Source organism: Variovorax sp. 350MFTsu5.1 (genome assembly GCF_048302515.1).
GTDB lineage: Bacteria > Pseudomonadota > Gammaproteobacteria > Burkholderiales > Burkholderiaceae_C > Variovorax > Variovorax guangxiensis.
In genome coordinates this window covers 6,260,996-6,273,567 of the sequence record NZ_CP157620.1, presented here as the reverse complement: position 1 = coordinate 6,273,567, position 12,572 = coordinate 6,260,996, and the positions used below count along the sequence as shown (strand labels likewise).

The window sequence follows — 12,572 nt, the reverse complement described above, 5'->3', positions numbered from 1 at the left end:
CGGCCTACTTCTGCGTGACCACGCCCTTGACGAACCAGTCCATCTTCCAGAGTTCGGCGTCCGAAAGAACGGCGCCCTTGGCCACGCGCTCCTTGCCGTCGCGGTCGGCGAGCGGGCCGGCGTAGACCTGCTTGCCCTTCATGATCGCGTCGCGCTCGGCGGTGATGAGAGCGGCCTTGTCCTTGGGCACGGCGGGCCCGAAGCCGGCGATGTCGGTGCCGCCGTCCTTCATTTCGATGAAGGCGCCGTACTGCGCGGGCTTCCAGCCGCCGGCCATGATCTTCTTGAGCTCCGGCGTCAGGAAGCGGTCCCACACCCACACGGAGGAGCACAGCGTGGCCTTGGGCGCGAACTGGCGCAGGTCGCGGTGGTGGCCGGTGCCGTACACGCCGCGCTCCTGCGCGACGATCTGCGGCGTGGGGCTGTCCACGTGCTGGCCGATCACGTCGGCGCCCTGGTCGATGAGCGCGGCCGCCGCTGCGCGTTCCTTCACCGGGTCGTTCCACGCGCCGGTGTAGATCACGTTGACGGTGGCGTTGGGGTTCATCTTCTGCGCGCCGAGCGCGAAGGCGTTGATGGTCCAGTTCACCACGCCGAAGGGGTTGGCCGCGACGAAGCCCAGCTTGCCGGTCTTCGAGGCCGCGCCGGCGGCCATGCCGCAGAGGTACTGGCTCTCGTAGGTGCGGCCGTAGAACGACTCGAGGTTGCTGCCGTTGGTGGTGCCCGAGCCGTTGAGGAAGGCCACGTCGGGGTACTTTGCGGCCAGGTCCTTGAAGCTGTCGGAATAGCCGAAGGCGGTGCCGATCACGATGTTGGCGCCGCGCTGGATGAACTTCTCCGCCGCGGGCTTGATGGCCGAGGCGTCCTCGGGCACGTTCTCCACGAACTGGATCTTCTGGCCGATCTCCTTCTCGATCTTCACGCGGGCCTCGTCGAAGGCCTGCGTCCAGCCGCCGTCGTTCTTGGGGCCGAAGTAGAGCATCGCGATCTTCGGCTTGTCCTTCAGCGTGAAGCCGTCGGCCGCGGCTGGCAGCGAGAACGAGGCGCCGCAGGCTGCGAGCGTCAGTGCCAAGCCGAGGGCCGGGCCGTTGGAGGAAATGCGCGGCATGGAGCAACCTTTCGTGAGGAGCGTGAAAACGAGGGAGAGGAAAGCGGAAGAGGGAGAAGAGAGGGAAGGAAGGCCGCGCGCCGCTACATCATGAAATTGATGCGGAACACGTTGCCCTCGGGATCGAGCAGCACCGACTGGTACCAGTTGTAGTAGGTGACGTACGGCGCCTTCACGAGCGTGGCGCCGGCCTCGAGCGCGACGGGCACCATGCGGTCGACGTCGGCCTGGCTGTCGACGTCGATGTTCAGCAGGAACTTCACGCCGCGCGTGTCGGAGAACTCGCCCAGGTGCAGAAGCTCGTAGGCATCGAGCGCATTGAAGCCGAGGCTCGACTTGCCGGTGTCCAGCCCGCGGAAGATGGGCGAGCGGATCGCCTCGATCTCCTTGAAGCCGAACACGCGCTGGTAGAAGCCGCTGAGCGCGACCACGTCCTTCGCGAAGACGTTGACGTAGGACAGGTGGGCCATGTGATCCGCGCGATTCAAGCCGTGACCTTGGTGCCGCCGAAGGTCGTCTGCTTGACGAACTTCGAGGTGAGGTGGTCGCCAGAGGAGATGGGCGCGTACTTCGGCTCTTCGCCCGGTGGGAGGCAGCTCGGCAGGCACTCGACCATCGCGTCGTAGTTGGGCTGGTGGAAGAACACCAGCGACTGGCGGCGGTTGGTGCTCGCCACCTCGAAGGGCGGGTTGATCACGCGGTGCAGCGTGGACACCCACTGGTCGTTGGTCCACTGCATCATGAGGTCGGCGATGTTGACCACGAGGCCGCCCTCGACCTGCGGCACGTCCACCCACTGGCCGGCCTTGTTGAACACCTGCAGGCCCTTGTCGTCGGGCAGCACGATGGTGAGGCTGCCGTAGTCGCTGTGCGCGCCCGCGCGAAGCTGGCCGGGCAGCGGCTGCTCGCGCTGCGGCGGGTAGCTCAGCACGCGGAACATGCTGATGTGCCTGTCGATCTTGTCGTCGAAGAAGGTCTCGGGCAGCGAGAGGCCGAGCGCGAAGACGCGCATCAGCGAGCGCGAGAGATCGCTCATCGCCTCGAAGTACTGCTCGTAGGCCTCCTTGAAGCCCTCGATGGGCGGCCAGCTGTTGGGCTCGAAGTGCGGGCCTGCGGCGGGGCCGCGGTGGTAGTCGTCGTCGGGCACGTTCGAGGGGCCGATGGAGAACGACTCCTTCAGGTCGCCAGGCGCCGCTTCCTCGAGGCTGTAGGAGAGGCCTTCCTCGCCCACCGCGCTGTAGCCGCGCACCGCGTCCTCGCGCGGACGATCGACCTTGCGCTTCTCGCCCAGCGGCATGTCGAAGAACTTGCGCGAGAGCGACGACACGCGCGAGATCAGCTCCGGCGAGATGCCGTGGTTGGTGATGACGAGGAAGCCGATGCTGCGGCAGGCCTCGTCGACTTTCTTCGCGACCTCCGCCTTGCCTTCGGCGGTGCCGGAGAAGTAGGGCGCGAGATCGATGATGGGCACGGACAGCAGGGTCATGGCAGGTTCCTCATGCTTGGCATGCCTTTCGCCATGCAACGTCTGTGCCAGTTGGACCAAATGGACAAACAGCATCCGTCGCGTCAGCATGGTGCGCGGGAATGCGTTGCGAAGGCGGTAGCGGCGCAAGGCGATGCACCGTGGCCTTACAGTGGTGCGCGTTTGTCGATTCACGATCAGATCAAGAGCGAGGGAAGATGCCGAAGACAAAAGCGCTGGCTGCGAATGCCGGCAAGGAAAGCCCGGCGCGCAAGCGCGCGAAGCCCGCGGTGCGAAGCGCTTCCGCGGTGAACCGCCGGTTGCGTCAGATAGAGGACAAGCGCAGCGCGATCCTCGGCGCGGCGCTGGGGCTGTTCTCGCGCTTCGGCCTGCACGGCACCTCCATCGACCAGGTGGCCGCACGCGCCGACGTGTCGAAGAGCAACCTGCTCTACTACTTCGCGAACAAGGAAGAGCTTTACGTGAACGTGCTGCGCGACCTGCTCGCACTGTGGCTCGAACCGCTGCGCGGCTTCAGCGCCGAGCAAGATCCGGCCCAGGCCATCGGCGACTACATCCGCCGCAAGCTGGTGGTCTCGCGCGACAGGCCCGACGCGTCACGGCTCTTCTGCCTGGAGATGATCCAGGGCGCGCCGCTGCTGCGCGACGAGCTCGATCGCGAACTGCGCACGCTGGTGGAGAAGAAATCGGAAGTGATCCGCGCGTGGATCGATGCAGGCAAGCTGGCGCCTGTCGATCCGCATCACCTGATCTTCGCGCTGTGGGCGATGACGCAGCACTACGCGGACTTCGGCGTGCAGGTGCAGGCGCTGTCGGGGCATACGCTGGAGGACGAAGGGTTCTTCGAGCAGACCGTCGAGAACGTTCAGCGCATCGTGCTGCAGGGCATCGTGCCGCGCTGAGTCTTGCTCCCTCTCCCCTTGGGGAGAGGGCTGGGGTGAGGGTGGCGGCCTGAAAGTCACTGCTGCTCTTGCGAGCGCCGGTGCCCCCCTCACCCTAACCCTCTCCCCGAGGGGAGAGGGGACAAAACGGGTCAGTGCTGCGGTGGCGCAGCGATCTCGTGATACCGGCGATCGAAGTAGATGAGCCCCTGCGCCGCCCCGCCGATGGCGATGGAGACGGCTTCGCAGAACAGCACGTCGTGCGTGCCCGCGCTCGTCGCGTGCACCACGCGGCAGTCGAAGGACACGGCCGCGTCGTCGAGCACCGGAGAGCCGGTGCTCTTGCTGCTCCAGCGCGCTGCGGCGAAGCGCTCGTCCATCGGCGTCTTGCCGCCGAATAGCGCCGAGAGCGACTGGTGCCCGGCAGCCAGCACGTTGACGCACAGCACGCCATTCGCCTTGAACGCCGGGTACACCGAGGCCGAGCGATTCAGGCACACCAGCAGCGTCGGCGGCTCGTCGGTCACGCTGCACACTGCCGATGCGGTGAAGCCGGCTCGGCCGGCCGGGCCGTCGGTGGTAATGATGTTCACCGCCGCGCCCAGCCGCGCCATCGCATTGCGGTAGTCGGCCTTCTGCAGGCCCTGCGGCAGCAGGGCAGGGTTGGGTGACGATGGAGCAGGATTCGAGGCCATGGCGTTGTGCAGCATCTCGCGTGACTCCTTCAGGCCAGCAGGCAGGCCTCGTCGAAGGACAGCCGCGGCAGGCGGCCGAACACCTTCGACGCGTCGCCGTGGCCGAGGTTGATGAGGAAGTTGACGGTCCAGTCGGTGCCCTCGAAGAAGGCCGCGTCGACCTTCGCCTTGTCGAAGCCCGACATCGGCCCCGCATCGAGCCCGACCGCGCGCGCCGCGAGCAGCAGGTAGCCGGCCTGCAGGCTGGCGTTGCGAAAGGCCGTCTCGTGCGCGGCCTCGGGGCTGCCGGTGAACCAGCTACGCGCATCGGCATGCGGGAACAGCGTGGGCAGCCTGTCGTAGAACTTGCGGTCCCACGCGGCGATCACGGTGACGGGCGCTGCCATGGTCTTGTCGAGGTTGCCCTTGGAGAGTGCCGGCGCGAGGCGCTGCTTGCCCTCGGGCGTGCGCACGAAGACGAAGCGCGCGGGCGAGCAGTTGGCCGAGGTGGGTCCCAGGCTCGCGAGTGCGTAGATCCGTTGCAGCTGGGCATCGGTAACGGGTTCGTCGGTCCAGCCGTTGTGGCTGCGCGCGCCGGTGAAGAGCAGCGACAGCGCGGCGTCGTCGAGGGTGGAAGCGATGGTAGTGGTCATGCTGGAACGGCGGGTGCGCTGACCCGCGAAAGAAAGTCGAGCAGGCTGCGGTTGAAGTCTTCGGCCTCGGTCACGCAGTGCGCGTGGCCGCCGTGCGGCACGAAGTCGAGCGTGACGTCGCGCAGCCCGTCGGCCAGGCGCTGCGAGCAGGTCCAGGGCACGAGCACATCGTCCCTGGCTGCGGCCACGAGCGTGGGCGCAGAGATGTCGGCGAGGCGCGCATCCACGTCGAAGGCCCGCAGGGCGGCGATCCGCGCGCGCATGTTGGCTTCGCCGGGAAAGTGCGCGAAGGCATGGTCGACTTCGTCGGCCACGCGCTGCGCGTTCTCGGCGGCCCATGCGGCGGGGTACAGGAAGATCGGCTGCGCCTCGACGTACGCGCGCGGACCGCATGCGCCCAGCAGTGCGAGCCGTGCATCGAAGCAGCGCGCCGAATGCGGGTTGGGCTTCGACCACGCGTTGACGAGCGCGAGGCTCGCGATGCGCGAAGGCGCGTCGAGCGCAAGCTGCAGCCCGACGAGGCCGCCTAGCGCATGGCCCGCGAAGTGGCACCGCGAGGTGTGGGTGGCGTCGAGGATCTCTAGCACGTCCTGCGCCATGTGCGCGATGGCGTAGGCCTCGGGCAGCGCGGCGGGGCTGCGGCCGGTGCCGCGCTGGTCGTAGGCGATGACGCGGTGCCCTGCGGCGATCAGCGCGCCGAACTGCGGTTGCCAGAAGCCGGCCGATCCGCCGAGGCCCGACGACAGCAGCACCGTGGCCGCTGCATCGGACGGTCCGTGCACCTCGTAGTGCAGTGCGCTCATGAAGCTCAGGCCTTCTTGCCCACGTGCGCGATCGATGCGATCTCGACCAGCGCGTCGGGCTTCACCAGGCCGCACTGGATGCAGTAGCGCGCGGGCTTGGTGCCGGGAAAGAACTCGGCGTACACCGCGTTGATCTTCGCGTAGTCGGCCCAGTCCTTGAGCATGATCTGGTTGAAAGTGACGTCGTCCATGGTGCCGCCGGCGGCCTCGACCACGCCCTTGATGGTGGTGAGCACGTGCCTTGCCTGCGCGCTCGCGTCGCCCACATGCACCACGTTGTTGTCCTTGTCGAAGGGCAGCGTGCCCGACACGTAGAGCACGCCGTCGGCGAGCGTGCCGGGGACGAAGGGAGCGATGGGAACGCCGGTGCCGGGAGGAATGATGGCTTGCTTGGGCATGGTGGAAAGTCCTTGGTGAAGAAGATGGGGAAGGGAAATCAGGCAACGGCCGCTTCGGCCGGAGCGGATCGGGTTGCGAACGAGGGCGCGAAGGTGCTGCAGAAGTGCTCTGTCGTGGACACCCAGCCGAAGAAGGTCTCCACGTTGTAGACCGATGCCTTCTGGATGGCGGGCCCGCCGAGCTCGTGCGTGGCGTCTTCCAGCATCACGGCGAAGTACTCGAGGTGGAAGGCGTCGCGCAGCGTCGATTCGACGCACACGTTGGTGGCGATGCCGGTGAACACCAGGTGGCGGATGCCGCGCGAGCGCAGCGTGCTGTCGAGCGTGCTGTTGAAGAAGCCGCTGTAGCGCGTCTTGGGCACGACGATGTCACCGGGCTGGGGCTTCATCTGCTCGATGAGCTCGTAGTCCCAGCCGCCCTTGGCGAGGAACTTGCCCTGCAGCTCGGGCCTGGCGCGCATGGTCTTGAGCGCGTTCGACTTGTGCCAGTTGGGCGAGCCGGGGCCGCCGGCTTCCACGTAGTTCGCGTCCCAGCCGTTCTGCAGGAACACGACCAGCATGCCGGCCGCGCGCGCCGCCGCGATGCTGCGCGAGATGCTGGCGATGGTGCCCTGCGCGCCGGAGATATCGAAGCCGGCCGAATCGACGTATCCGCCGATGGAGGCGTAGGCGTTCTGCATGTCGACCACGATCAGCGCGGAGTCGGTGGCGTGCAGCGCCAGCGGCTCGGGGCGCGCAGGCAGTACCAGCGGCGCGGGCGCACCGGGTGCGCGCGGCGCGCCCACGGGCGTGTTCGACGTGAGGGTGGTGTTGCGTGCAGGAGTGGTCACGTGGCGCTCCTGCTCAGGCTGCGAGGCGCTCGGGCACCGCCTGCGAGGGCACGGGACTCTGCACATGCGCGCGGCTCTTCATCAGCGGCTGGATGCGCTCGCCGAAGGCCTCGACGCCCTGAACGAAGTCGTCGAAGGTCAGCAGTACGCCCTCGGTGCCGGGCACCTCGGCCACTTCGTCGAGCATGCGCGCGACGCTCTCGTAGGAGCCGACGAGCGTGCCCATGTTGATGTTCACAGCCGAGGTCGGGTCGGCCATCTGGCGCACGTTGGTGTCGGCGCCCGATTTCGTGTCGGCCGCGCCCTGCTGGCCCAGCCATGCGATGGCCTCGTGGTCGGCGCCGGCCTTGTAGTGCTCCCACTTGGCGCGCGCGGCCTCGTCGGTCTCGTCGGCGATCACCATCATCAGCACGTAGGTGGTGACCTTGCGGCCGGTCTTCGCGGTGGCCTCGATGAGCTTGTCGGCCGCGGGGGCGAAGGCCTTGGGCGTGTTCACGCCCTTGCCGAAGCAGAAGTTGTAGTCGGCGTACTTCGCCGAGAACTCCATGCCCGCGTCGCTCTGGCCCGCGCAGATCACCTTCATGTCGGCCTGCGGCTGCGGGCTGAGGCGGCAGTCGTCCATCTTGAAGTGGTCGCCCTTGAAGTCGGACGAGCCCTTGCCCCAGAGGTCGCGCAGCACCTGAATGTATTCGGACAGGTACTGGTAGCGCGTGCCGAAGAACTGGTCGCCGGGCCACATGCCCATCTGCGAGTATTCGGGCCGCTGCCAGCCGGTGACGAGGTTCAGGCCGAAGCGGCCGTTGGAGATGGAGTCGATGGTGGAGGCCATGCGCGCCACGATGGCAGGGGGCATCACCAGCGATGCCGCGGTGGCGAAGAGCCTGATCCTGCTGGTGACCGCGGCGAGGCCGGCCATGAGCGTGAAGGACTCCAGGTTGTGGTCCCAGAACTCCGTCTTGCCGCCGAAACCGCGCAGCTTGATCATGGACAGCGCGAAGTCGACGCCGTAGCGCTCGGCCTTCAGCGTGATCTGCTTGTTGAGCTCGAAGCTGGGCTTGTACTGCGGCGCGTTCTCGGAAAGCAGCCAGCCGTTGTTGCCGATGGGAATGAAGATGCCGACGTTCATTGGAAGGGCTCCTGTTGCGGGTTCGGGAGGCTCCTTGCATGCGCCGTGCCAGATGAATAAGTTCTTTGATATCAATGGCTTACGGAAAATCCTCGCTTTCCTTTTGACCATTTGGTCCAAAACGGAGCAGAAGATTCGGCCGGGCTGCGGCACCGCGGTGCGGCCGGGGCCAAAGCGGTGCAGCGCCCGCGTCACGGAGCACGCGGCAAAATCACGCCATGCCCAAGACCCCACTCCGTGCCGCCGCGGCCATCGGCGGCACCGCCGACGACGTCGAGGCGGCTTTCTACGAAGCGCTGCAGCGCGGCGACATCGACGCGCTGATGGCCTGCTGGGCCGACGAGGACGAGGTGTTCTGCGTTCACCCCGGCGGCCCGAGGCTGGTGGGGGCCGTGGCGATCCGCGCGGCCTTCGAGCAGATGTTCGGCAACGGCGCGATCCACGCCATGCCCGCGCGGGTGCGCAAGATCGATTCGCTCGCGAGCGCGGTGCACAACGTGCTCGAGCGCATCGAGGTGCTCACTGCCGAAGGCCCGCGCCATGCCTTCGTGCTGGCCACCAACGTCTATCACAAGACCGCGCAGGGCTGGCGCATGGTGGCGCACCATGCGAGCCCCGGCACCGCGCGCGAGCCGGACGACGCCAACGATCCGCCCCAGGTCCTGCATTGATCGATTGATGCTTTCTCCGGTCGCTTCCTTCTCTCCGGCTGCCTCTGCCGGAACCTCCCTCCAGCCGATGGACTACGCCGCGCCGCGCTGGCTGCCCGGCGGCAACCTGCAGACCATCTGGGCCGCGCTCTATGCCCGCCGCTTCGAAGGCCAGGCGCCGGCCTACCGGCGCGAGCGCTGGTCGACGCCGGATGGCAGCGACTTCATCGACGTCGATTTCGTCGACGCGCCGATGCCCGGCGCGCGGCCGCTGCTGGTGCTGTTCCACGGGCTCGAAGGCTCGTCGCGCAGCCACTACGCCGAGGCCTTCGCAACCTTCGCGGCATCGCGCGGCATGGCCTTCGCGGTACCCCATTTCCGCGGCTGCAGTGGCGAGATGAACCTCGCGCCGCGCGCGTACCACTCGGGCGACTTCGAGGAGATCGGCTGGATCCTCGCGCGCATTCGCGAGCAGCATGTGAAAAAGGGCGGCGGCCCGGTGCTGGCCGCGGGCGTGTCTCTGGGCGGCAATGCGCTGATGCGATGGGCTTCCGAGGCGGGAGAAACCGCCACGGGCGTGGTGAGCGCCGTGGCTTCGGTCTGCGCGCCGCTGGACCTCGCCGCGGGCGGCGAAGCCATCGGCAAGGGCTTCAACAAGCTGGTCTACACGCGCATGTTCCTGTCGACCATGAAGCCCAAGGCGCTGGCCAAGCTGGCGCAGTTTCCGGGCCTGTTCGACCGCGAGAGGCTGGTGTCCACGCGCAACCTCTACGAATTCGACAACGTCTTCACCGCGCCGCTGCACGGCTTTCGCGATGCCGACGACTACTGGGCGCGGGGCTCGGCCAAGCCGCACCTGGCCTCGATCCGCGTGCCGGCGCTGGTGGTGAATGCGCGCAACGATCCATTCATTCCGGCGCGCAGCCTGCCAAGGCCTGGCGAAGTCGGTTCGCACGTCACGCTGTGGCAGCCCGAGCACGGCGGGCACGTCGGCTTTCCGATGGGGCTGCCGCCAGGGCATGTGCGGGGCATGCCGGAACAGGTCGGTGGCTGGCTGCAGCTGCACGGCGGCGCCTCCGCTGACGGCGGGGGCTTGCCGCCGGGACGAGAATGACGCCATGGATGACATCGTCAAGCAGGCGCTCGCCAAATGGCCCAACGTGCCGCATTGCTACGGCTGGCTGGGCCTGGATGCGCGCGGCAACTGGTACATGCGCGACGACCGCACCCAGGCGCAGGGCCCGTTCCGCACGGCCAAGGGCTCGATGCTGCGGCACGACAAGCTGATCGAATTCATCCACCGCAACTACGAGCACGACGACGAAGGACAGTGGTTCTTCCAGAACGGACCGCAGCGCGTGTACGTGGAACTGGAGGCGGCACCGCTGGTATGGCGTGTCGCCGAGGATGCGAGCGGGGGCTTCGCCGTCACCGCTCATACGGGCGCGGCGGTCACGGTGTCGGGCTGCCTGCTCGACGAGGACGGACGGCTCTATCTGGCCTCGCCGCTGGGGCTCGGGCTGGTGCACACGCAGGACGTGGGCATCGCAGCCGAGGCTGTCGAACGCGGAATCTGGACGCCGGAGACGGTGCAGGCCAGCGATCTGCCCGCGCGTTTCGGACACGTGCTGAGCCCGGCCGGACGCCACGCAGCCGTCCCGCACACCTGAGCGGAAAAGAAAAAGCCGGCGCTGGGCCGGCTTTCTTCTTTTGGCTGATTAGGGAAAACGCTTACTTGGCTGGCGCGCTCGCCGGTGCGGCAGGCGCCGCGCCCGAAGCGCCTTCGGCAGGCGCCGCGGCTGCGGCAGGGCGATCCGGCACCGGGAACTTGGCGCCGCCGGCATTGGCCATGTAGACCACGGCACGGCCGACTTCGAGGTCTTCGAAGTCACCGCCGCCCTGTGGAGGCATGGCGCCCTTGCCCTTCAGGGCATGTTCGAGCAGCGTTGCGTAGCCCTGGCCGATGCGCGGGCCCCAGGCTGCCGCGTCGTTCAGGTGGGGGGCACCGGGGATGCCGGGCGCTCCGTGGCAGGCGACGCACTGGGCCTTGAACACGGCCTCGCCGGCTGCGAGCGGGCGGTTGGCGTCACGGATCTCGATGCTGCCGACCTTCTTGAGGCGCTCGGCCACTTCGCGGTCTCGCGCCTCCTTGGTGACGCCGTAGAGCGCCATGTTGTCGCCCTGGGCGGTGCCGGCGGGCTTGTTGCCCGAGACCACGTAGGAGACAAGACCCACGATGATCAGGATCGGGGCAATGAAGGAAAAAAATACCGCGAGCAGCAGTTGCTTCGGGTTCTTGATCGGCCCGGTGTGGGCTTCTTCTGTGGCCTGGTAATGCGGGTCTGCGCTCATTCGCGTCCTCAATTATCGGGGGCTCGTCGGGGGGCTTTTCCTAACCAACCGGCGATTATAGAGAGAGCCCTTGCCGGCAGGAGCAAGGGACCTCCCTTATGGGACGCCTTGGCGTCTCGGCCACTCCGGGACGCCGGGAGCTTCCTCAGCCCTTGCCGCCCGCCGCGTCGTTGCTGTCGCGCGTGGCCCAGCCGCCACCCAGCGTCTTGTACAGCGTGACCTGGTTCTGCAGCTGCAGCAGGCGCGTCGTCACAGCCGACTGCTGCGCAGTGAACAGCGAGCGCTGCGCGTCGAGCAGGTCGAGCGCGCTGGCGATGCCGTTGCGATAACGCAGGTCGGAGAGCTTGAAGCGCACGGCTTCCGCATCGGCCTGCGCACGCTGCGCGCGCGCCTGCTCGCCCAGCGTCGCGCGGCCCGCGAGTGCGTCGGCCACTTCGCGGAACGCCGTCTGGATCGACTTCTCGTACTGCGCCACCGCGATCTCGCGCCCGGCCTTGGCCGAGTCGAGCGTGGCGATGTTGCGGCCGGCGTCGAAGATGGGCAGCGTCACCGTGGGCGCGAAGGACCAGGCCTTGGAGCCGCGGTCGAACAGGCCCGAGAACTCGCTGCTCGCGGTGCCGATGGAACTCGTCAGCGACACGCGCGGGAAGAAGTTCGCGCGCGCCGCGCCGATGTTGGCGTTGGCCGCTATCAGCTGCTGCTCGGCCGAGCGGATGTCGGGACGTTCGGCCAGCAGGTCCGAAGGCAGGCCGGCCGGCACGTCGGGCATCGGCTTGATGCCGTCCAGGCCCTTGGCGCCGCCGGCGGTGGCATCGGCCGGCACCGGCGCGCCCAGCAGCAGGGCGAGAGCGTTCTCGTCCTGTGTGCGGGCGCGCAGTTGCTGCGCATAGGCGGCACGCGCGGTTTCCAGCGCCGAGTTCGCCGACTGGAAATCGAGTTCGGACGACACGCCGTTGTCGAAGCGCAGCTTCGTGAGGCGCACCGACTCCTCGCGCGTGACCATCGTCTGGCGCGTGATCTCCAGCAGCTCGTCGTCGGCCAGCAGCGTGAGCCAGCCGTTGGCCACCGAAGCGATCAGGCTGATCTGCACCGCCTTGCGGGTCTCGTCCGTGGCGAGGTACTGGGCCAGCGCCTGGTCCTTCAGCGCGCGGATGCGGCCGAAGAAGTCGATCTCCCAAGAGGTGAAGCCGAAGTTGACGGCGTACTGCGACGAAACGCTGCCCTGGCTCGGGTTGATCGCCTGGTAGGCGTTGGGGCTCGAGCGCGAGCCCGTGCCCGTCAGGCCGAGCGCGGGGAACAGGTTCGAGCGCTCGATCTGGAACTGCGCGCGCGCCTGCTCGATGTTGAGCACCGACACGCGCAGGTCGCGGTTGTTCGCGAGCGCCGTGCGGATCAGGCCCGCCAGGCGCGGGTCGGTGAAGAAGTCCTGCCACGGCAGGGTGGCCGCGGCCTGGCCCGGAGGCTGCGACGGGTCGCCCGGGTAGGTGGTGGGCACCGGCGCGGCGGGGCGCTCGTAGGTCGGGATCAGCGAGCAGCCGGCCAGCAGCATTGCCGCGGCCAGTGCCGTTGGAATGAATTTCGTCATTGTCATTGCGACTCCATGGCCGCTCG

General features: G+C 67.8%; 15 protein-coding genes. 4 read left to right on the top strand and 11 right to left on the bottom strand.

The genetic code is table 11. The features are described from left to right. Positions 1-4: 4 nt before the first annotated feature. The 3 genes from ABL843_RS28500 to ABL843_RS28490 all read right to left on the bottom strand — a co-directional run bounded on the left by ABL843_RS28500 (position 5) and on the right by ABL843_RS28490 (position 2,594). Positions 5-1,108 (bottom strand): BMP family ABC transporter substrate-binding protein, encoded by a 1,104-nt coding sequence (locus ABL843_RS28500; protein WP_369660598.1) that lies wholly within the window; start codon positions 1,106-1,108, stop codon positions 5-7. A gap of 83 nt (positions 1,109-1,191) precedes the next feature. Further along, positions 1,192-1,578, bottom strand: coding sequence for a VOC family protein (locus tag ABL843_RS28495; protein WP_418118165.1), 387 nt, complete (start codon positions 1,576-1,578; stop codon positions 1,192-1,194). 14 nt (positions 1,579-1,592) lie between these two features. Further along, positions 1,593-2,594, bottom strand: coding sequence for an isopenicillin N synthase family dioxygenase (locus ABL843_RS28490; protein ID WP_418118164.1), 1,002 nt, complete (start codon positions 2,592-2,594; stop codon positions 1,593-1,595). Positions 2,595-2,791: 197 nt separating this feature from the next. Between ABL843_RS28490 and rutR the strand changes: the two genes are divergently transcribed. Continuing rightward, positions 2,792-3,496, top strand: coding sequence for an HTH-type transcriptional regulator RutR (gene rutR, locus ABL843_RS28485; RefSeq protein ID WP_418118163.1), 705 nt, complete (start codon positions 2,792-2,794; stop codon positions 3,494-3,496). Positions 3,497-3,627: 131 nt separating this feature from the next. Here rutR and rutF read toward each other — a convergent pair whose 3' ends face one another. From rutF to rutA, 6 genes are read right to left on the bottom strand one after another with little or no spacing between them, the layout of a single operon-like run. Then, positions 3,628-4,185, bottom strand: coding sequence for an NADH-dependent FMN reductase RutF (gene rutF, locus ABL843_RS28480; protein WP_369660602.1), 558 nt, complete (start codon positions 4,183-4,185; stop codon positions 3,628-3,630). Positions 4,186-4,199: 14 nt separating this feature from the next. After that, positions 4,200-4,802, bottom strand: coding sequence for a malonic semialdehyde reductase (locus tag ABL843_RS28475; protein ID WP_418118162.1), 603 nt, complete (start codon positions 4,800-4,802; stop codon positions 4,200-4,202). Further along, entirely contained in the window at positions 4,799-5,605 is an 807-nt protein-coding gene (gene rutD, locus ABL843_RS28470; RefSeq protein WP_418118160.1) for a pyrimidine utilization protein D, read from the bottom strand. Before rutD ends, ABL843_RS28475 begins: the two co-directional genes overlap by 4 nt. A gap of 5 nt (positions 5,606-5,610) precedes the next feature. Further along, positions 5,611-6,003 (bottom strand): pyrimidine utilization protein C, encoded by a 393-nt coding sequence (rutC, locus tag ABL843_RS28465; protein WP_019657601.1) that lies wholly within the window; start codon positions 6,001-6,003, stop codon positions 5,611-5,613. Positions 6,004-6,041: 38 nt separating this feature from the next. Next, on the bottom strand, positions 6,042-6,833 hold the full coding sequence (rutB, locus tag ABL843_RS28460) for a pyrimidine utilization protein B (RefSeq protein ID WP_418118159.1): 792 nt from the start codon (positions 6,831-6,833) through the stop codon (positions 6,042-6,044). Positions 6,834-6,846: 13 nt separating this feature from the next. Further along, positions 6,847-7,959, bottom strand: a complete 1,113-nt coding sequence (gene rutA, locus ABL843_RS28455; RefSeq protein WP_126025102.1) for a pyrimidine utilization protein A — start codon at positions 7,957-7,959, stop codon at positions 6,847-6,849. A 218-nt stretch (positions 7,960-8,177) separates the two neighbouring features. Between rutA and ABL843_RS28450 the strand changes: the two genes are divergently transcribed. From ABL843_RS28450 to ABL843_RS28440, 3 genes are all read left to right on the top strand, one after another. Further along, positions 8,178-8,630, top strand: coding sequence for a YybH family protein (locus ABL843_RS28450; RefSeq protein WP_093206406.1), 453 nt, complete (start codon positions 8,178-8,180; stop codon positions 8,628-8,630). Positions 8,631-8,697: 67 nt separating this feature from the next. After that, positions 8,698-9,723 (top strand): YheT family hydrolase, encoded by a 1,026-nt coding sequence (locus ABL843_RS28445; protein ID WP_418118158.1) that lies wholly within the window; start codon positions 8,698-8,700, stop codon positions 9,721-9,723. Positions 9,724-9,727: 4 nt separating this feature from the next. Further along, positions 9,728-10,279: a DUF2946 family protein gene (locus ABL843_RS28440; protein ID WP_369660608.1), complete on the top strand. Its 552-nt coding sequence runs from the start codon at positions 9,728-9,730 to the stop codon at positions 10,277-10,279. A gap of 61 nt (positions 10,280-10,340) precedes the next feature. Here ABL843_RS28440 and ABL843_RS28435 read toward each other — a convergent pair whose 3' ends face one another. Further along, positions 10,341-10,961: a c-type cytochrome gene (locus ABL843_RS28435; protein WP_126025099.1), complete on the bottom strand. Its 621-nt coding sequence runs from the start codon at positions 10,959-10,961 to the stop codon at positions 10,341-10,343. A gap of 145 nt (positions 10,962-11,106) precedes the next feature. Next, positions 11,107-12,546: an efflux transporter outer membrane subunit gene (locus ABL843_RS28430; protein ID WP_418120533.1), complete on the bottom strand. Its 1,440-nt coding sequence runs from the start codon at positions 12,544-12,546 to the stop codon at positions 11,107-11,109. Positions 12,547-12,572 lie beyond the last annotated feature (26 nt).